The sequence below is a fragment of the Microbacterium sp. P26 genome, assembly GCF_023712585.1.
In the GTDB taxonomy this organism is placed as follows: domain Bacteria; phylum Actinomycetota; class Actinomycetes; order Actinomycetales; family Microbacteriaceae; genus Microbacterium; species Microbacterium algihabitans_A.
In genome coordinates, this window is record NZ_JAMAXZ010000001.1 from 58,506 (window position 1) to 75,446 (window position 16,941).

The following is a 16,941-nucleotide window of genomic DNA, read 5'->3' on the forward strand; positions in this document are numbered from 1 at the left end:
CCGCCGTCCGCCGCCCTCGCGGCATCCGGTGCCCTCACGCGACCACCGGTCGTTCGTGCGCGCTCGCGCGGGCGACCGGTCCTGCCGTGATCGCCGCACCGATTGGACGCCCCGTTGGACCTCTTCGCCTTCCCTCCCCTCGCCCTTCTCCTCGACCTGACCACCCGAGCCCTGCTCGCCCTCACCACCGCCCTCGAACCCGTCACCGCGGGGGCGGCCGCCGCCGTGGCGGTGGTCGTCGTGACGCTGCTCGTCCGCCTCGCGTTGATCCCGGTCGGGGTCTCGCAGGCCCGCGCCGAGCAGACGCGTGCCCGTCTCGCCCCGCGCCTGCGCGCCCTGCAGCAGCGGTGGAAGGGCAACACCGAACGTCTGCAGCGCGAGACGATGCAGCTGTACCGCGATGAGGGTGCCTCGCCGGTGGCGGGATGCCTGCCCCTGCTGGCCCAGGCCCCCGTGGTGGGGCTGCTCTACGCCGTCTTCCTGCACCCGACCGTGGGCGGCCAGGCCAACGCCCTGCTCGCGCACGATCTGCTGGGCGCACCGCTCGGGCGGAGCCTCGTGGCCGCCGTCACGACGGGGACCGCGGATGCCGGCACCCTGGCGGTCTTCGCGGTGCTGGTGGCCGTCATCGTCGCCACCGCCGAGCTGACCCGTCGTCTGCTGCGACCGGCGGTCGACCCGGCCGCCCCCGCGTGGACGACGCCCCTCTTCGGCGCGCTGCAGTTCACGACGGCGGTGGTGGCGCTGTTCGTGCCTCTCGCCGCCGCCCTCTACCTCACCGTGACCACGGTGTGGACCCTCGTGCAGCGGGTGGTGCTCAGGCGGCGCTACCCGCTGCCGGTGTGAGCGCCGAGCGGGCGTCCCACCGCTTCGACCACGACGCGTTCACCGCGGCCATCGCGAGCACCAGCAGCGCAGCCGCGGCCGGGAAGAGCAGCGCGGTCTCGACCGAGTCGTTCTCGGCGACCGCTCCGGTGACCGCCGACGACAGCGCCTGGGCGAGGGTGAGGGCCGACGCGAGGATCGTCATCGTCGAGGCGGTGCGCCCGCGCGGAGCGCGGTGCCCGGCGAGGCTGAACAGCGTCACGAGCGAGGGGCCGACGCCGATGCCCGTCAGGCACAGCACCAGCGTCACCGTCGGCATCGATCCGCCGACCGAATACGCCCCCGCCGACGCGGTGAGGATCACGGCGAACACGACGAGGCGCCAGCGCAGGGTGAACCGCTCGGGGATCACCGCGACGGCGAGGGCCAGCACGGCCGAGCCGACACCCATGACGCCGTACAGCAGCGCGCCGGCCTCGGGAGCGCCCTGCGCCTCCATGAACGCGGTCAGCGAGGTGAGGGTCGACCCGAAGAACAGCCCGACACCGAAGACGGCGGCCACCAGCACGAGCATGCGCGGGTGCAGCAGCTCGCGGAACGGCGCCATCGCGGTGCGCTCCGATCGCTCCGGAACCGCTCGCCCGGTGGGGTGCAGCGCGAAGGCGGTGACGAACACGAAGCTCAACACCGCGGCGCCCGCGATGGGAGCCCACGGGGCGATGAGCGCCGCCAGCACACCGACCACGAACGGGCCGATCACGAAGGCCGTCTCGTCCGCCGCCGACTCGTACGCCATCGCCCGCGAGAAGGTGCGCTCGCGACGCGTCGGGTGCACGCGATCGCCGATGAGGGCCATGACGCGACTGCGCGACATCGCCGCCGTCTGCGGGCCGGTGAGGCCGATCGCGGCGGCCGCCCCCAGCAGCAGCGCTTCGGAGGTCGCGGCCTGCACGACGAGGGGGAAGAGCGCGAGCAGGATGCCGTTCGCCAGGCCCACCGGCACGAGCACGCGCCGCTGCCCGAAGCGGTCGGCGAGGTCGCCGAGCACGGGGCCCGCAACGACGACGCCGAGGCCGACGGCGGCCGACGTCAGGCCGCCGAGGGCGACCGAACCGCGCTCGGCGACGACGATGGCCAGCACCCCCACCGTCATCATCGCGAACGGCAGACGGGCGATGAAGGCGACGGGGAAGTACCAGAACCCCGTGTGGTGGATCAGGGAGCGGTGGGCGACGGCCGGGGAGGCGGGCGGGCGTGCGGGCGCAGACATGGAGCGGTCTCTCGGAGGCGATGGAACGTGCCGCCTTGCCGGGTCCGGTAGGTAGTTGCACAGCGTGCGGCGGGCGAACCCGCTCGACGATTCTACCGCGGGGCGCTGGGGAGCGCCCGGGAGGCTCAGCTCACGAGGGCGGCGATCGCCGCGATGACGGATGCCAGGGCCAGTACCAGCGCGAGGGCGATGAGCACCGTGTGCACGATCAAGAACGGCGTCGGCTTTCCGGCGGCGTCCCGCGCGCGCGGGTCTTTCGCGATGCGCGGGTAGAAGCGGGGCCAGACGACGGCGTTGAACACGGCGTTGGCGAAGAGCAGCACGATCAGCAGGGGTTCCACGCGTCGAGCCTACGCGCGGGTGCCTCTCGGCCGGTCGTCACGCGGCACACGTGATGCACCGGCGCGCGAACGGGCGCACCTCGAGCCGGGCGTCGGCGATCGGCCGACCGCACACCTCGCACACCCCGAAAGTTCCGGATGCCACGCGCTCGCGCGCCGCGCGGATCTCGGCCCGCTCGGCCTCGGCTCCTCGTCGCAGCGCGTCGACCTGCGCCCACTCCCCCGACAACGTCGAGCCCTCGGGGTCGTGTTCGTCGTCGGCGGTGCCGTCGGCGCGGTCGTGGCGGAGGCTCTCCTCGTCGTCGTGCAGCCGTTCGAGACGGTGTTCCACCTCGCGCTCGAGGTGGTCGAGCATGCGCCCCGCGGTCACGGCATCCATCCTTCGACGCTAGCCCCCACCACCGACACCGGCACTACGGCAGGATCGGCTCATGAGCGAGCTTCGACGACACTGGACCCCGACCGCTGTGGTGTTCCTCGCCCTCGCGATCGCGGGACTCATCGGCACCTGGACCTTCAACGCCTTCGCGATCGTGCAGATGCGCGACTTCATCGGAGACCTCGTCACGAGCGGACCGGCGGTGTCGTCGATCACCGTCGACCTGCTGGTCGTCGCGATCGCCGGCAGCGTGTTCATCATCGTCGAGGCGCGACGACTCGGCATGCGCTTCGCGTGGCTGTACATCGTGCTGTCGGGGATCACGGCGTTCGCGTTCACGTTCCCGCTGTTCCTCGCGATGCGCCAGCGCAGGCTGACCGCACGGCGGTCCGCACCCGACTCCCCCACCCACCCCGCGTGAGAGGTCACTTCTTGTCGCCTCAGCGGGACTGCAAGCGACAGAAGACGACCTCTCACGCGCGGGGGTCGGGCTCAGCGCGAGGCGAGACCCGAGCGCAGTCCCTCGACCAGCGGAGTCGTCGGGCGGCCGATGAGGCGGGCGAGCGACCCGTCGGTCTGCGACAGCGCACCGCGTGCGATCGCGTCGTCGATGCCCGCGACGAACGCTGCCGTCCCGACATCCAGCCCCGCGGCCTCGAGCCCGGCGGTGAGTTGCTCGAGCGAGATGGGCGTGTAGGTGACCGGGCGACCGAGCACCTCGCTGGCGGCGGCCGCAAGCTCGTCATACGTCCACGCGACGTCTCCGCCGATCTCGATCGTCTGCCCCGCCAGGTCGTCGGTGGTCAGCGCGACGGCGGCCGCCTCGGCGTAGTCGCGACGGCTGGCGCTCGCCACCCGCGCGTCGCCCACGGCGGCGACGATCTCGCCGGTGTCGGCCGCGCGCGCCACCGAGTCGAGGTAGTTCTCGGTGTACCAGTTGTTGCGCAGGATCGTGGCGCTCACGCCCGAGGCGGCGATCGCCTGCTCGGTGGCCTTGTGGTCGGCGCCGAGGCCGTAGTCCACCTCGTCGACGCGCGGGGCGCTGGTGTACACGAGACGCTCGATGCCGGCCGCGCGGGCGGCGTCGACGACGTTGCGGTGGCCCGAGACGCGGTCGGCGTCGGTGCCCGAGATGAGCAGAACGCGCGTGACGCTCTCGAGGGCGGGAGCGAGGGTCTCGGGGCGGGCGTAGTCGAGCTCGACCACGTTCACCCCGCTGTCGGCGAGGTCGGCGGCCTTGGCGGGCGTGCGGACGCCGGCGACGATGTCGGATGCCGCGACGCCGCGCTCGCGCAGGGCGTCGACGACGAGGCGGCCGAGGTGGCCGGTGGCGGCGGTGACGAGAATGGTCATGGGGAGGTCCTTTCGACGGGTTCCCCCGGTGCAACCGCCCGTGCGGGAGCGCATTCCGGAATGCCGGTACCCACTTTCTGGTTAGGTACTTACATGAGCGTCAGTCTTAGTGACCTGCGGGGACGCAACCCCGAGATCTTCGCCGACGGGTGCCCCACTCGCACGGTGCTCGATCACGTGATGGGCAAGTGGGGCATCCTCGTGCTCGTCGCCCTGTCCGACGGGACGCAGCGGTGGGGAGCCCTCCGGCGCAATATCGCCGGGATCAGCGAGAAGATGCTGGCGAGCACCCTCAAGACGCTCGAGGCCGACGGGCTGGTCGCGCGCACCGCCTACCCCGAGGTGCCACCGCGCGTCGAGTACGCGCTCACCGACCGCGGTCGCGACCTCATGACCCGCGTCATCCCGCTCATGGAGTGGGTCGCCGACAACGCCGACGACATCGTCGCGCGACGGAGTTGACCGTGCGCCTGCCGTCGACGCGCGCCATGCGCGACTCGCTCACCGTCCGCGCACCCCGGCGCGTCCCGCTGCTGCAGGTGACCAAGTCGGCCATCGCGATCGTCGCGGCGTGGCTGATCGCCGGGTGGCTCGTGCAGGGGCCGCCGCCCATCTTCGCCGCCATCGCCGCTCTGCTCGTCGTGCAGCCGAGCATCAACCAGTCGTTCACACGCGCCGTGGAACGCAGCGTCGGAGTCATCGTCGGCGTGGTCATCGCGGCCCTGCTCGGCCTGGCCTTCGGGTCGCAACCGTGGGTCGCGCTGCTGTCGGCCGGCGTCGCGCTCGTCGTCGCGTGGGCGGCGCGCATCTCGCCCGGTGCGACCAACCAGATCGCGATCAGCGCTCTGCTGGTGCTCGCCCTGGGCACCGCGACCCCCAACTACGCGCTCGACCGCGTGCTCGAGACCCTCATCGGCGCGGCGATCGGCATCGTCGTCAACGCCGTGCTCGTGCCGCCCGTGCTGGTTCCGAGCGCGCGTGAGAAGGTGCAGGTGCTCGGCCGTGAACTGGCCGAGGCGCTCGAGCGTCTCGCCGCGGCCCTCGAGACCCCGCAGACGCCCGCCTCGCTCGAGGGGCTGCTGCTCGAAGCCCGCCTGCTCCGCCCCGTGCGCGACGCCGCGGCCGGGGCGATCGGCGATGCGACCGATTCGCTGGCCCTCAACCCCCGCAGCGGACGGCACCGCAGCGACCTCGTCGAGATGCGCGACCTGCTCGAACGCTTCTCGCCCGTCGTGACGCAGACGATCGGTATGACCCGCGCCGTCTACGACGGCTACGAGGCCACGATCGCCGACGAACCCGCGGTGCGCGCCATCGCCGAGCAACTGCACCGCGCCGCCCACGACGTGCGTCTCGCTTTCGCGGTGGATGCCGGCCCCGAACGCCTCGTCGAGGAGGAGCCGGCACTGACCCGGCCCCTGCAGATCCAAACCCCCTCGACCGCGCACTGGGTGCTCGTCGGATCGTTGCTGATGGACCTGCACCGCGTGCACGAGACGCTGCGCGACGCCGCGGACTGATTGCGTCGGCATCACCGTGGCGCTGTGGATTCGCCGCACGCGGCCCGCGCCGCGCCCCGCGCTGGTTGACTGAGCGCATGGGTACCGCGATGTTCCCCCTCGGCGCCGTCCTCTTCCCGCACACGCCCCTGGCTCTGCGGATTTTCGAGGAGCGCTATCTCGTGATGCTCGGTCGTCTGCTCGACGAGACCGACCCCTCGTTCGGCGTCGTGCTCATCGAACGCGGGACCGAGACGGGCGGCGGCGATCAGCGCTTCGCTCTGGGCACGATGGCTCAGCTCAGTCAGGTCGTGCCCCTCGCCGACCAGATGCAGGTCCTCGCGCACGGAACGAAGCGCTTCGAGATCGTCGAGTGGCTCGACGACGCGCCCTATCCCCGCGCCGACGTCCGTGCCCTGCCCGACCTCGAGTGGAACGACGCTCTTTCCCCTCTGCTCGATGAGGCCGAACGCATCGTGCGCCGCGTGCTCGGCAAGGCCCAGCAGTTCGGCGGCACGCGGTGGGACCCCGAGGTCGAACTCGCCGAAGAGCCGCTGCCGCGCGCGTGGCAGGTGGCCGCGATCGCCCCGCTCGGCGAGCTCGATCAGATGGAGCTGCTGCGATCGAAGACGCTCGGAGGACTCTTGCGCGCGACGATCGATCTGACCCTCGCCGCCGAGCCGCTGCTCGGCGACCCCGTCCCCGACGGCGTGATCGTCGTCACCGACGACGACCCCACCCCCGGGGACGAGGACTGACCGTCCGGGCTTAGTTCAGCGCGCGCACCGACGAGGGGATCACGCCGTCGCCGTACAGGTCGATCGCGAGGTCCTGCAGAGCGGTCAGCGCCACGCGCTGGGTCTGCGGGCCGTACGAGATGCGGGCGACGCCGAGAGCCTCGTACTCCGCGGCCGTGAGCGCCCCGGGCACACCGATCACACTGAGCCGGCGCTCTCCGATGCCCTCCACGAGGCGTCGCGTCGTCTCGGCGTCGAGCAGCCCCGGGACGAACACCGAGGTGGCGCCCGCCGCGAGGAAGGCGCGGCCGCGCTCGACGGCATCCGCCACCTTGTCGTCGAGGGGCCGATCGGCACCCTTGAGGAACACGTCGGTGCGCGCGTTCAGCACGAACGGCACACCCTCGGCCTCACCGGCCGCGATGACCGATTCGACGGCCGCGACGGCCTCGGCCAGGGGCTTGACGCGGTCCTCGACGTTCGCGCCGACGACTCCCACGCCGATCGCGCGCCGCGTGGTCTCGCCGGGGTTTCCGAAGCCCGAGTCGAGGTCGGCCGTGACGGGTACGTCGACGGCGGCGACGATGCGGCCGACCATATCGAGCATGACGTCGAGGGGGATGTTCTCGCCGTCCTCGTAGCCGAAGGTCGCGGCGATCGAGTGGCCGGCCGTGGCGAGCGCCCTGGTCTCGGGCAGCGCCGCGACGGCGGTGGCCGACACGACGTCCCAGATGTTGACGACCCGGAGGATCTCGGGTGCGGTGTGCAACTGGGCGAAGGCCTGGGCCTTATCGCTGAGGGCGGTCATGCGTGGTCTCCTGTCGTGCGCGTGTCGTCGTCGACGATGGCTTCGGCGATCAGCGTGTCGCCCGCACCGAAGCGGATGAAGCGACCGATCGTCGCGGGCTGGATCAGCACCGCGGCGGCGACGGCGGCGACGTCGGCGCGCGACACCTCGCCCTTGCCCTGCGGAGCCGTGGTGATGCGACCGGTCGGCGGGTCGAGCGTCAGCGTGCCGGGGCCGAGGATGGTCCAGTCGAGCTCGCTCGCGCGCAGGTGGTCGTCGGCCGCCAGCTTCGCGTCGGCGTAGGCGAAGAACGAGTCCTCGGGGTCGATGCCGTGGTCGGGGGTCGAACCGATCCACGACACCATGACGAAGCGCCGCACGCCCGCCTGCGCGGCGGCGTCGACGGCCCGCTGCGCGGCGTCGCGGTCGACCGCGTACGTGCGCTCGGCGCTGCCGCCGCCCGCTCCGGCCGACCACACGATCGCGTCGGCGCCGGCGAACGCCTCGGCCATCCGGTCGACGTCGGCGCTCTCGACGTCGAGCACGAGGGGCGTGCCGCCCGCCTGCTCGATGTCGTCCTTCTGCTCGGGCGTGCGGATGACCGAGGTGGCCTCGTCTCCGCGGTCCGCCAGCAGCCGAGCCAGGTGCAGGGCCACCTTGCCGTGGCCGCCGATGATCACGATTCGTTCCATGTCACTGTCCTCCGACTTTCTCGATCGACATCTTCAGGATCACGCGGTCGGCGCTGTCTGGTGGCGCCTCCTGTTCCGCGTTGCCGTAGCGCTTTCCGAGGTGCACGTAGAACGCGCCCGTCGGATCGGGTTCGGCCTCGACGAGCCGACCGCGCACCTCGATGTAGCGGTAGGGCTGCGCCGGGTCGAAGACCATGAGGCTCATCGAGGGGTTCTGCTGCAGGTTGCGGAACTTCTGCCGCGTGGTCGTGTGCGTGAACAGCAGGTGCTCGCCGTCGAAGTCGAACCACATCGGATTCACCTGCACCGTTCCGTCGGGACGGACGGTGCCGAGGCTGCCGTAGTTCGGGTTCTCGAGCAGGTCGCGGTGCGCGTCGGGGATCATGCGTGTCCTTTCGCCGAGGATCCGCTCACGACCGTACGCCGGACCTCCGACACGCCCGTTCGGGCTTGACGCGTCGCCCTGCGAACCTCGTCCGCCGTCCGGACGTCGGCCTACGCGACGTCGCCGTCGACGTAGACCCACCGGCCCGCTCGACGCACGAAGCGGCTGCGCTCGCGCAGTTCGCCGGCCTCGCTCCCGTGCCGCCAGCGCGCGCGGAAGCTGACCTCCGCGGCATCCGCCCCCTCCACCGCCGACACGATGTCGAGGCCGATCCACTGGGTGCCGTCGCCGACCTCGATCTCGTCGGGACGGGTGCGCGGATGCCATGAGCGCGCGAGGTGGGCCGCATCGCCGATCGCGAAGGCGGTGTAGCGCGACCGCATCAACCGCTCGGCCCCGGGCGCCGGTTCTCCGTCGAGGAGCGGGCCGCAGTGCGTCCCGAACTCCCCCTCGCCGCAGGGGCACGCGTCGGTGGCGGAGGGGCGGACGGATGCCGAGCCGAAAGACATCCCGCCACTCTAGGTCGCGGTGTCGGACCCCCGTGCCAGGATCGGGGGTGTGACCGACCGCCTCATGCTCCTCGACACCGCGTCGCTGTACTTCCGCGCCTTCTACGGGGTGCCCGACAAGGTGAAGGCCCCCGACGGCACCTCGGTCAATGCGGCGCGGGGTCTGCTCGACATGATCGCCAAGCTCGTCACCACCTACGAGCCCACGCGCCTCGTCGCGTGCTGGGACGACGACTGGCGTCCCGCGTGGCGGGTCGACCTCCTGCCGAGTTACAAGGCGCACCGCGTCGTCGAGGCGGTCGCGTCCGGCCCCGACGTCGAAGAGGTGCCCGACCCGCTCGAGGCGCAGCTGCCGGTCATCCGTGCGGCGCTCGAGGTGCTCGGCATCCCGATCTCGGGGGCGAGCGACCACGAGGCCGACGACGTGATCGGCACCCTCGCGACCCGCGCCGACGTGCCGGTCGACATCGTCACGGGCGACCGCGACCTGTTCCAGCTCGTCGACGACGACCGCGGCATCCGCGTCGTGTACACGGCGCGCGGCATGAGCAACCTCGAGATCGTCGACGATGCGGCCGTCGTCTCCAAGTACGGGGTGCACGCCGCGCAGTACGCCGATTTCGCGGCTCTGCGTGGCGACCCCTCTGACGGACTGCCCGGTGTCGCCGGCATCGGCGAGAAGTCCGCGGCGTCGCTGCTCGCGGCCTGCGAGACCCTCGACGGCATCCGCGCGGCCGCCGCCGACGGCAGTGCCGGCACGCCCGCCCAGCGCGCGAAGATCCTCGCCGCCTCCGACTACCTCGATGTCGCGCCGACGGTCGTGCGCGTCGCGCGCGATCTCGACCTCGCCCCTTTCGACGATCGGCTGCGTCCTGTCGACCACGACGCGGCGATGGCTCTCGCCGACACCTGGAACCTCGGGTCGTCGATGACCCGCGTGCTCGCCGCGCTGCCGCGCTGAGTCTCAGCGGGTGCGCTCGAGCCACTCCCTCAGCTTCTCGAGCGGCCACGTCGTGACGATCCGGTCGACCGGAACCCCGAGCGCCTCCGCCCGTGCGGCGCCGTGATCGAGCAGTGAGAGCTGTCCGGGCGCGTGCGCGTCGGAATCGATGGAGAACAGGCACCCGGCCTCGATCGCCATCGCCAGCAGCTCGTCGGGCGGATCCTGCCGCTCGGGTCGCGAGTTGATCTCGACCGCGACGCCCGACTCCGCGCACGCGGCGAACACGGCCGCCGCGTCGAACTCCGACGGAGGGCGCGTGCCCCGCGCTCCCTCGACCAGTCGACCGGTGACGTGTCCGAGCACGTCGACCCGCGCATCCCCCGCCGCCGCCACCAGACGCTTCGTCATGGGAGCGCGGTCCATGCGCAGTTTCGAATGGGCGGATGCCACGACCACATCGAGCGCGTGCAGCAGCTCGTCCTCCTGGTCGAGCGCGCCGTCGTCGAGGACGTCGACCTCGATGCCCGTCAGCAGCGTGAAGCCGTCGCCGCGGTGACCGCGCACGATGTCCATCTGCGCCCGCAGGCGTTCGGGCGACAGCCCGTTCGCCACCGTCAGGCGGGGCGAGTGGTCGGTGAGGGCGAGGTACTCGTGCCCCAGCCCACGGGCGGCGTCGACCATCGCCTCGATCGGGGTGAGCCCGTCCGACCAGTCGCTGTGGCTGTGCAGGTCGCCCCGCAAAAGGGCGCGCAGCTCGGCCCCGCCGACGGGCGCCGCCTCGGCGCGGAGCGTCGCGAGACGCTCGGGCACCTCACCCGCGAGGGCCTGGGTGATCACCGCGTACGTCGAATCGCCGATGCCCGCGCGGCGTCGCAGGGCGGGATCGCGCAGTTCGGCATCGCTGAGTCCCTCGATCGCGGAGGCGGCGGTACGGAACGCCTTGCTCTTGTACCGCGACGACCTCTCCCGCTCGAGCAGATACGCGATCTCGGTGAGGGCGTCGAGCGGGTTCACGATCTACTCCGCCAGAGCCTTGGACGTGTCGACCCACGCGTCGAGCTTGGCCTCGGCGCGCCCGTCGTCGATCGCGGCGGCGGCGTCGGCCATCGCCTCGGCCAGTCGCTCGAGGATGGGGCGCTGCACCTGGGTCGCGTCGCGGAACAGCCGGAACGAGACCAGTCCCGCCGCCGCGTTCAACAGCACGATGTCGCGAACGGGACCCGACTCGCCGCCGAGCACGCGGCGCACGACGGTGGCGTTGTGGTCGGGCGTCCCGCCCAGGAGGTCGTCCATGTCGGCGAGAGGAAGGCCGAGGTCGCGCGGATCGAGGTCGTGCTCGTGCACGTCGCCGCGGCTGATCTCCCACACGCGGCTGTGGCCGGTGGTGGTCAGCTCGTCGAGACCGTCATCGCCGCGGAACACCAGTGCGGTCGCGCCGCGGGTGCGGAACACGCCCGTGATCAGCGGGACGCGGTCGAGGTGCGCGACGCCGACGGCGTTCGCTTCGGCGCGTGCGGGGTTGCACAGCGGGCCGAGGAAGTTGAAGACCGTCGGCACACCGAGCTCCGACCGCGTGGCGGCCGCGTGGCGGAAGCCGGGGTGGAACGCGGAGGCGAAGGCGAAGGTGATGCCCGTGCGGTCGAGGATCTCGGCGACCTTCTCGGGCGACAGCGTCAGCGCGATGCCCAACGACGACAGCACGTCGGATGATCCGGATGCCGAGCTCGCGGCGCGATTGCCGTGCTTGACGACGGGGACTCCGGATGCCGCGGCCACCACCGCCGCCATCGTCGAGATGTTGACGGTGCCGTAGCGGTCCCCACCGGTACCGACGATGTCGAGCACGTCCGCGCGGACGGGGAGGGGCACCGCCGCCTCGAGGATGGCGTCGCGGAAGCCGACGATCTCCTCGACGGTCTCGCCCTTGGCGCGCAGCGCCATGAGGAATCCGGCCAGTTGAGAGGGCGTCGCGCGCCCCGCCATGACCTCGCGCATCGCCCACGTGGACTCCGACACGCTGAGGTCGTCGCCGGCGAGCAGCGAGGCGAGAAGATCGGGCCAGGTGAAGCGTTCCGCCATGCGGCAATCCTTTCACAGCGACCTGTCCTCGCGTGTCGCGTGCGGGCGCCGCGGACGGTCGCCGCGGAACACCCGTCGCACCGGGGATTATCCGCAGATTCTGGGGCTTCCCTAAGTCTCGACGATGGAATATCTCAAGTTGGAGATGGGAATATCCCGTCGCAGGATCGCGCATAATGGGATGGTGACGACCTCAGCGACGTATTCCCAGGCCGTGCGTGCCGTGAAGCGACCCGACCCGGTCGCCGTTGGCACCATCGTGTGGCTGGGCAGCGAGGTCATGTTCTTCGCCGGCCTGTTCGCGATCTACTTCACCCTGCGCAGCACCTCGGCCTCCCTGTGGGCTGACGAGACGCAGCTGCTCAACGTCCCCTTCGCGACCGTCAACACGATCATCCTCGTGCTGTCCTCGGTCACGTGCCAGATGGGCGTGTTCGCCGCCGAGCGGTACCAGCCGTACCGCACCGGTGCGCGGGCCGGCATCCTCAAGTGGGGCATGGTCGAGTGGTTCTACCTCACCTTCATCCTCGGCGCGGTGTTCGTGTCGGGTCAGGTGTGGGAGTACGCGACGCTGGTTGCCGAGGGCATGCCCATCAGCGCCAACCCCTACGCATCTGCCTTCTATCTCACCACCGGCTTCCACGCCCTGCACGTGACGGGTGGCCTCATCGCCTTCCTTCTCGTGATCGGCCGCGCGTACGCCGTGAAGAACTTCGGGCGCAAAGAGATGACCACCTCGATCGTCGTGTCGTACTACTGGCACTTCGTCGACGTCGTCTGGATCGCCCTGTTCTTCGTCATCTACTTCCTCAAGTAAGAGAGCTGTAATCACATGGCACGCGAGAAGAAGACTCGTCGGGCGTCCGGGCGTCGTAGCCCCCTGGCCGCCGCCGCGCTGATCGGAATCGGACTCCTCCTCACCGGAGGCGTCTACGCCGGCGCATCGGCCGCGATGGCCGCCACCTCCGACACCCCCGTCAGCGAAGCCAACTCGGCGACGGCGGTCGAAGAGGGCCAGAAGCTGTTCCAGGCCAACTGCGCCACCTGTCACGGTCTCGACCTGCAGGGCAGCGACCAGGGTCCCTCGCTCTTCGGCGTCGGCGAGCTGTCGGTGCACTTCCAGGTGTCGACCGGCCGCATGCCCCTGCAGGCGCAGGGCCCGCAGGCTCCGGTCAAGCCGGTGCAATTCACCGAAGAGCAGACCAACGCGATCGCCGCCTACGTGCAGTCCGCGGCCCCCGGTCCGTCGTACCCGTCGAACGAACTCCTCGACGGCGAGGGCGACCTGTCGCACGGTGCGGAGCTGTTCCGCATCAACTGCGCCATGTGCCACAACGTCGCCGGCGCCGGCGGCGCACTGACCGAGGGCAAGTACGCCCCCGACCTGCACAGCACGACCCCGGTCAACATCTACGCGGCAATGGTCACGGGCCCGCAGAACATGCCCGTCTTCAACGACCTCAACCTCACCCCCGAAGACAAGCGCGACGTCATCTCGTACCTGATGTACCTCCAGAAGACGGACTCCCCCGGCGGCTACGCCCTGGGCTCGCTCGGACCGGTGTCGGAGGGTCTGTTCATCTGGATCTTCGGAATCGGGGCGCTCATCGCCCTCACCGTCTGGATCACGGCGAAGTCCAACTGACCGTCGTCTTCGACATCACGTAAACGCACGAGGAGCACCATGGCACACGAGGACGACGCACTCGAGCACGAGAGGGCTTCCTGGAAGCCCGGCTCGGGCCTCGCCGTCGCGGTTCCGGACGCCGCGGCGAATCCGGGACTCCCCGGCCACCGTCAGCGCATGACGGACAAAGACCCGCAGGAGATGAAGCGCGCGGTCCGCACGGTCTACACGCTGTTCTACATCTCGGTCGCGGCGAGCATCTGGGCGAGCATCGCCTACATGATCTTCCCGATCGAGTCGGGGTCGATGATCGACATCCGGTACAACAACCTCTTCATCGGACTCGGCATCGCCTTCGCGCTGCTCGCGATCGGCATCGGCACCATCCACTGGGGCAAGTCGGTCATGTCCGACAAGGAGTTCATCGAAGACCGTCACGGCACGCGTGGTCGCGACGAGGTCCGCGAGGGCGCGGTCAACGTCTTCGTCGAGGCCGAGAAGGACTCCGGCTTCGGCCGTCGCGAGATCATCCGCAACTCGCTCTTCGCCGCCCTCGCGGCGTCGATCATCCCCGGCATCACCCTGTTCCGCGGTCTCGCCCCGCAGGACGTCGACCCGGTGACCGCGCTCAGCCACACCATGTGGAAGCAGGGCATGCGCCTGGCCCACGACCCCTCCGGTCGTCCCATCCGCGCCGCCGACGTCACCCTGGGTTCCGCGTTCCACGTCATCCCCGAAGAACTCGCCGGCCTGGGCCACGACGAGGGCTACCTCGAGGAGAAGGCCAAGGCGATCGTCCTGCTCATGCGCATGCAGCCCGAGCAGCTCAATCCCGAGACCAACAAGCTGGACTGGTCGTACGACGGCATCATCGCGTACTCGAAGGTCTGCACCCACGTCGGTTGCCCCGTGGCGCTGTACGAACAGCAGACCCACCACCTCCTGTGCCCCTGCCACCAGTCGCAGTTCGACGTCGCCAACGGCGCGGCCGTCATCTTCGGCCCGGCCGCCCGTCCTTTGCCGCAGCTCCCCATCACCGTCGACGCCGAGGGTTACCTCGTCGCCCAGAGTGACTTCCAGGAGCCCGTCGGCCCCAGCTTCTGGGAGCGCTCATGAGCACCGGTACCCATCCCACCGAAAACGTCGTCACCGAGCCGGCCGTCTACTCCGGTCCGCCGCAGGCGCCCGCCGGCCGTGACGGCAAGCCGCTCGGCGGCAAGTTCGTCGGTGCCGCCGCGAACTACCTCGACGAGCGCACGAGCATGTCGGGTCTGGTCAAGGAGCTGGGTCGCAAGATCTTCCCCGACCACTGGTCGTTCATGCTCGGCGAGATCGCGCTGTGGAGCTTTGTCGTCGTGCTCCTCTCGGGCACGTTCCTGACCTTCTTCTTCCAGGCCTCCATGGTCGAGACGCACTACAACGGTGCGTACGAGCCCATGCGCGGTATCGCGATGTCGGCCGCCATGGAGTCGGCGCTGCACATCTCGTTCGATCTGCGCGGCGGTCTGCTCGTGCGCCAGATCCACCACTGGGCGGCCCTCGTGTTCGTCGCAGGCATCGGCGTGCACATGCTGCGCGTGTTCTTCACCGGCGCGTTCCGCAAGCCCCGCGAGCTCAACTGGGTGGTCGGCTTCATCCTCTTCATCCTCGCGATGGCCGAGGGCTTCACCGGCTACTCGCTCCCCGACGACCTGCTGTCGGGCAACGGCCTCCGCATCATCGACGGCATGATCAAGGGTCTGCCGATCATCGGCACCTGGACCTCGTTCCTCCTCTTCGGTGGCGAGTTCCCGGGCACCGCGATCGTCGGTCGTCTGTACACGCTGCACATCCTCCTGCTGCCCGCGATCCTCGTGGCGCTGCTGGCCGTGCACCTCATGCTGATGATCATCAACAAGCACACGCAGTTCGCCGGGCCCGCCCGCACGAACAGCAACGTCGTGGGCTACCCGATCCTCCCGGTGTACGCCTCCAAGATGGGTGGCTTCTTCTTCATCACGTTCGGTGTCATCGTCCTGATCGCCGCGCTCGTGACGATCAACCCGATCTGGAACTACGGTCCCTACGACCCGTCTCCGGTGTCGGCCGGTACCCAGCCCGACTGGTACATCGGCTTCGCCGACGGCATGCTGCGCCTGATCCCGCCGCACCTCGAGTTCGTTCTCTGGGACCGCACGTTCTCGTGGAACATCATCATCCCGGTCGGCGTGCTCGGACTGTTCATCGTCCTCGTGCTGGTCTACCCCTTCATCGAGGCGTGGGTCACGGGCGACAAGCGCGAGCACCACATCGCTCAGCGTCCGCGCAACGCCGCGACGCGTACCGCGATCGGTGCGGCCGGCGTCACGTTCTATGCCGTCATGTGGGCTGCCGCCTCGTCGGACATCATCGCCACGCACTTCCACCTCACGATGGAGGGCGTCATCCACGCCCTGCAGGCGCTGCTCATCCTCGGGCCGATCCTGGCGTACTTCGTCACCAAGCGCATCTGCATCGCGCTGCAGAAGAAGGACCGCGAGATCGCTCTCCACGGATACGAGTCGGGTCGCATCGTCCGCCTCCCCGGTGGCGAGTACATCGAGGTCCACCAGCCGGTCGACGAGTTCGAGCGATGGAAGCTCGTGGACAACGAGACCTACGAGCCGCTGGTCGTGCGTCCCAACGACCAGGGTCAGATCCCCTGGCACGAGAACTTCCGCGCCTCGGTGTCGCGTTGGTTCTTCGAGGACCGTCTCGCTCCCCTCACGCAGGCCGAGCTCGACGCCGCGGTCGCCCACCAGCACCACGAGCTCGATCACATCGATCACGAAGAGGCCGACGAGATCGCCGGTGCGAACGCTCGCGCCGACGAGGACGGCCGTCCGCGCAACGCCATCGGCGAGCGTGTCGAGGTCGAGATCCCCGCTCCGAAGGGACTCGAGGAGCGCAACCGCCCCTCCGGCGACAAGAGCGAGTAATCACTCCGCATGAATGACGAGACCCCGGTGCTTCGGCACCGGGGTCTCGTCGTTGGTGCGCAGGGGCGAAGTGGCAGATATCGGTGCGCTCGTGGCATCCGGGGTCGTGGCTCCCCCTCGCAACCCTGTCTAGCGTGAGGGTCATGTCAGACGCCGCCCTGTTCTTCTCCACCCGACTCGCCCACGAGACGGACCCCTCCGACGTGTACGCCGCGCAGAAGGCCGGAGAGCGCTTCGTGCTGATCGACGTCCGGGGCGACGACGCATGGCAGCAGGGGCGCATCAGCGGCGCCGTGCACATGCCGTACCGCTCCATCCCCGATCGTGCACCGGACGAGATCCCGATCGACATGCCGGTGGTCGTGTACTGCTGGAGCCCGGGGTGCAATGCGGGCGTGAAGGGTGCCCTCGCGTTCGCCCAGCTGGGCTACGAGGTGCGGGAGATCATCGGCGGCTACGAATACTGGGTGCGCGAAGGTCAGCCGTTCGAGAACGACCGAGGGCCCTGCGACCGCGTCTTCGACCCCACGGTGATGGTCGTCCGCACCTGATCGTTAG

21 protein-coding genes are annotated in these 16,941 nt (G+C 70.2%); 11 read left to right on the forward strand and 10 right to left on the reverse strand.

Annotated features, from left to right (window positions below; translation table 11 throughout):
- The first annotated feature begins 114 nt into the window (after positions 1–114).
- Positions 115–846 (forward strand): membrane protein insertase YidC, encoded by a 732-nt coding sequence (locus M3667_RS00340; RefSeq protein WP_251503556.1) that lies wholly within the window; start codon positions 115–117, stop codon positions 844–846.
- On the opposite strand, the gene M3667_RS00345 is transcribed toward M3667_RS00340, so the two are convergent.
- From M3667_RS00345 to M3667_RS00355, 3 genes are all read right to left on the reverse strand, one after another.
- Positions 818–2,095, reverse strand: a complete 1,278-nt coding sequence (locus tag M3667_RS00345; protein WP_251503559.1) for an MFS transporter — start codon at positions 2,093–2,095, stop codon at positions 818–820. The genes M3667_RS00340 and M3667_RS00345 overlap by 29 nt on opposite strands.
- A 125-nt stretch (positions 2,096–2,220) precedes the next feature.
- On the reverse strand, positions 2,221–2,436 hold the full coding sequence (locus M3667_RS00350) for an SCO4848 family membrane protein (RefSeq protein ID WP_251503562.1): 216 nt from the start codon (positions 2,434–2,436) through the stop codon (positions 2,221–2,223).
- A 37-nt stretch (positions 2,437–2,473) separates the two neighbouring features.
- Positions 2,474–2,815, reverse strand: coding sequence for a TraR/DksA C4-type zinc finger protein (locus tag M3667_RS00355; protein ID WP_251503565.1), 342 nt, complete (start codon positions 2,813–2,815; stop codon positions 2,474–2,476).
- A 52-nt stretch (positions 2,816–2,867) separates the two neighbouring features.
- Between M3667_RS00355 and M3667_RS00360 the strand changes: the two genes are divergently transcribed.
- Positions 2,868–3,236, forward strand: a complete 369-nt coding sequence (locus M3667_RS00360) for a DUF2834 domain-containing protein (RefSeq protein WP_251503568.1) — start codon at positions 2,868–2,870, stop codon at positions 3,234–3,236.
- A 71-nt stretch (positions 3,237–3,307) separates the two neighbouring features.
- Here the strand turns inward: M3667_RS00360 and M3667_RS00365 are convergent, their stop codons facing one another.
- Positions 3,308–4,168, reverse strand: a complete 861-nt coding sequence (locus tag M3667_RS00365) for an SDR family oxidoreductase (protein WP_251503571.1) — start codon at positions 4,166–4,168, stop codon at positions 3,308–3,310.
- 93 nt (positions 4,169–4,261) lie between these two features.
- Between M3667_RS00365 and M3667_RS00370 the strand changes: the two genes are divergently transcribed.
- From M3667_RS00370 to M3667_RS00380, 3 genes are all read left to right on the forward strand, one after another.
- Positions 4,262–4,630: a helix-turn-helix domain-containing protein gene (locus M3667_RS00370; RefSeq protein WP_144827872.1), complete on the forward strand. Its 369-nt coding sequence runs from the start codon at positions 4,262–4,264 to the stop codon at positions 4,628–4,630.
- 2 nt (positions 4,631–4,632) lie between these two features.
- Positions 4,633–5,688: an aromatic acid exporter family protein gene (locus tag M3667_RS00375; RefSeq protein ID WP_251503574.1), complete on the forward strand. Its 1,056-nt coding sequence runs from the start codon at positions 4,633–4,635 to the stop codon at positions 5,686–5,688.
- Positions 5,689–5,765: 77 nt separating this feature from the next.
- Entirely contained in the window at positions 5,766–6,425 is a 660-nt protein-coding gene (locus M3667_RS00380) for an LON peptidase substrate-binding domain-containing protein (RefSeq protein WP_251503577.1), read from the forward strand.
- A gap of 10 nt (positions 6,426–6,435) precedes the next feature.
- Here the strand turns inward: M3667_RS00380 and M3667_RS00385 are convergent, their stop codons facing one another.
- From M3667_RS00385 to M3667_RS00400, 4 genes are all read right to left on the reverse strand, one after another.
- Positions 6,436–7,212 carry an isocitrate lyase/phosphoenolpyruvate mutase family protein gene (locus M3667_RS00385; RefSeq protein ID WP_251503580.1) on the reverse strand — a complete coding sequence of 259 codons (777 nt, stop codon included), beginning with the start codon at positions 7,210–7,212 and terminating at the stop codon, positions 6,436–6,438.
- Positions 7,209–7,883: an SDR family oxidoreductase gene (locus tag M3667_RS00390; RefSeq protein WP_251503590.1), complete on the reverse strand. Its 675-nt coding sequence runs from the start codon at positions 7,881–7,883 to the stop codon at positions 7,209–7,211. The genes M3667_RS00385 and M3667_RS00390 overlap by 4 nt, the downstream gene beginning before the upstream one ends.
- Position 7,884: 1 nt before the next feature.
- A complete protein-coding gene (locus M3667_RS00395; RefSeq protein WP_144831687.1) occupies positions 7,885–8,268 on the reverse strand; it encodes a PPOX class F420-dependent oxidoreductase in 384 nt (127 codons plus the stop codon).
- Between the two features lie 110 nt (positions 8,269–8,378).
- The gene (locus M3667_RS00400; RefSeq protein WP_251503591.1) at positions 8,379–8,777 is read right to left on the reverse strand and encodes a YchJ family protein; all 399 of its coding nucleotides are present in this window, start codon (positions 8,775–8,777) and stop codon (positions 8,379–8,381) included.
- A gap of 49 nt (positions 8,778–8,826) precedes the next feature.
- On the opposite strand from M3667_RS00400, the gene M3667_RS00405 reads away from it, so the two are divergent.
- Positions 8,827–9,738, forward strand: coding sequence for a 5'-3' exonuclease (locus M3667_RS00405; RefSeq protein WP_251503593.1), 912 nt, complete (start codon positions 8,827–8,829; stop codon positions 9,736–9,738).
- Between the two features lie 3 nt (positions 9,739–9,741).
- On the opposite strand, the gene M3667_RS00410 is transcribed toward M3667_RS00405, so the two are convergent.
- Together M3667_RS00410 and trpD are read right to left on the reverse strand one after the other, a co-directional pair.
- Positions 9,742–10,734, reverse strand: coding sequence for a PHP domain-containing protein (locus M3667_RS00410; protein WP_251503595.1), 993 nt, complete (start codon positions 10,732–10,734; stop codon positions 9,742–9,744).
- 3 nt (positions 10,735–10,737) lie between these two features.
- A complete protein-coding gene (gene trpD / locus M3667_RS00415) occupies positions 10,738–11,799 on the reverse strand; it encodes an anthranilate phosphoribosyltransferase (protein WP_251503598.1) in 1,062 nt (353 codons plus the stop codon).
- A 181-nt stretch (positions 11,800–11,980) separates the two neighbouring features.
- Between trpD and M3667_RS00420 the strand changes: the two genes are divergently transcribed.
- The 5 genes from M3667_RS00420 (at position 11,981) to M3667_RS00440 (ending at position 16,934) form a co-directional block, all read left to right on the forward strand.
- The gene (locus M3667_RS00420) at positions 11,981–12,616 is read left to right on the forward strand and encodes a heme-copper oxidase subunit III (RefSeq protein WP_144827891.1); all 636 of its coding nucleotides are present in this window, start codon (positions 11,981–11,983) and stop codon (positions 12,614–12,616) included.
- Between the two features lie 15 nt (positions 12,617–12,631).
- Positions 12,632–13,444: a c-type cytochrome gene (locus tag M3667_RS00425; protein WP_144827894.1), complete on the forward strand. Its 813-nt coding sequence runs from the start codon at positions 12,632–12,634 to the stop codon at positions 13,442–13,444.
- A gap of 39 nt (positions 13,445–13,483) precedes the next feature.
- Positions 13,484–14,542 carry a ubiquinol-cytochrome c reductase iron-sulfur subunit gene (locus M3667_RS00430; protein ID WP_144827897.1) on the forward strand — a complete coding sequence of 353 codons (1,059 nt, stop codon included), beginning with the start codon at positions 13,484–13,486 and terminating at the stop codon, positions 14,540–14,542.
- Positions 14,539–16,383, forward strand: coding sequence for a cytochrome bc complex cytochrome b subunit (locus M3667_RS00435; protein WP_144827899.1), 1,845 nt, complete (start codon positions 14,539–14,541; stop codon positions 16,381–16,383). Before M3667_RS00430 ends, M3667_RS00435 begins: the two co-directional genes overlap by 4 nt.
- A 143-nt stretch (positions 16,384–16,526) precedes the next feature.
- Positions 16,527–16,934: a rhodanese-like domain-containing protein gene (locus M3667_RS00440; protein ID WP_251503601.1), complete on the forward strand. Its 408-nt coding sequence runs from the start codon at positions 16,527–16,529 to the stop codon at positions 16,932–16,934.
- Positions 16,935–16,941: the final 7 nt, after the last annotated feature.

Excerpts from the sequence above, each read along its gene's own strand:
- M3667_RS00345 (WP_251503559.1), bottom strand. The coding sequence starts at position 2,095 with ATGTCTGCGCCCGCACGCCCGCCCGCCTCCCCGGCCGTCGCCCACCGC.
- M3667_RS00355 (WP_251503565.1), bottom strand. The coding sequence starts at position 2,815 with ATGGATGCCGTGACCGCGGGGCGCATGCTCGACCACCTCGAGCGCGAG.
- M3667_RS00360 (WP_251503568.1), top strand. The coding sequence starts at position 2,868 with ATGAGCGAGCTTCGACGACACTGGACCCCGACCGCTGTGGTGTTCCTC.
- M3667_RS00365 (WP_251503571.1), bottom strand. The coding sequence starts at position 4,168 with ATGACCATTCTCGTCACCGCCGCCACCGGCCACCTCGGCCGCCTCGTC.
- M3667_RS00370 (WP_144827872.1), top strand. The coding sequence starts at position 4,262 with ATGAGCGTCAGTCTTAGTGACCTGCGGGGACGCAACCCCGAGATCTTC.
- M3667_RS00380 (WP_251503577.1), top strand. The coding sequence starts at position 5,766 with ATGGGTACCGCGATGTTCCCCCTCGGCGCCGTCCTCTTCCCGCACACG.
- M3667_RS00385 (WP_251503580.1), bottom strand. The coding sequence starts at position 7,212 with ATGACCGCCCTCAGCGATAAGGCCCAGGCCTTCGCCCAGTTGCACACC.
- M3667_RS00390 (WP_251503590.1), bottom strand. The coding sequence starts at position 7,883 with ATGGAACGAATCGTGATCATCGGCGGCCACGGCAAGGTGGCCCTGCAC.
- M3667_RS00395 (WP_144831687.1), bottom strand. The coding sequence starts at position 8,268 with ATGATCCCCGACGCGCACCGCGACCTGCTCGAGAACCCGAACTACGGC.
- M3667_RS00400 (WP_251503591.1), bottom strand. The coding sequence starts at position 8,777 with ATGTCTTTCGGCTCGGCATCCGTCCGCCCCTCCGCCACCGACGCGTGC.
- trpD (WP_251503598.1), bottom strand. The coding sequence starts at position 11,799 with ATGGCGGAACGCTTCACCTGGCCCGATCTTCTCGCCTCGCTGCTCGCC.
- M3667_RS00420 (WP_144827891.1), top strand. The coding sequence starts at position 11,981 with ATGGTGACGACCTCAGCGACGTATTCCCAGGCCGTGCGTGCCGTGAAG.
- M3667_RS00425 (WP_144827894.1), top strand. The coding sequence starts at position 12,632 with ATGGCACGCGAGAAGAAGACTCGTCGGGCGTCCGGGCGTCGTAGCCCC.
- M3667_RS00430 (WP_144827897.1), top strand. The coding sequence starts at position 13,484 with ATGGCACACGAGGACGACGCACTCGAGCACGAGAGGGCTTCCTGGAAG.
- M3667_RS00435 (WP_144827899.1), top strand. The coding sequence starts at position 14,539 with ATGAGCACCGGTACCCATCCCACCGAAAACGTCGTCACCGAGCCGGCC.
- M3667_RS00440 (WP_251503601.1), top strand. The coding sequence starts at position 16,527 with ATGTCAGACGCCGCCCTGTTCTTCTCCACCCGACTCGCCCACGAGACG.